This window comes from Rhodanobacter sp. FW104-R8, assembly GCF_001617365.1.
Taxonomy (GTDB): Bacteria; Pseudomonadota; Gammaproteobacteria; order Xanthomonadales; family Rhodanobacteraceae; genus Rhodanobacter.
The window spans coordinates 1-220 of sequence record NZ_LVJR01000059.1 but is presented as its reverse complement, the minus strand read 5'-3'; the positions used below and the strand labels follow the sequence as shown (position 1 = coordinate 220).

At 71.4% G+C, this 220-nt stretch carries 1 protein-coding gene; it reads left to right on the top strand.

The genetic code is table 11. The features are described 5' to 3' along the window. Positions 1–220: transketolase-like TK C-terminal-containing protein (locus tag RHOFW104R8_RS11035; RefSeq protein ID WP_407071440.1), on the top strand; the 220-nt coding region annotated here is incomplete at both ends.

Sequence of the window (220 nt, the reverse complement as noted above, 5' to 3'; positions counted from 1 at the left end):
GTTCGATGCGCAGCCGCTGGAATACCGCGAAGGCGTGCTGCCTTCCTGGTGCCGCGCCCGCGTGGCGGTGGAGGCGGCCAGTGCCGACTTCTGGCGCAAGTACGTCGGCCTGGACGGCGAGGTGGTCGGCATGACCACGTTCGGCGCCTCCGCCCCCGCGCCGCAGCTGTTCGAGCACTTCGGCTTCACCGTCGCGCACCTGGTCGACGCGGTGAAGCGC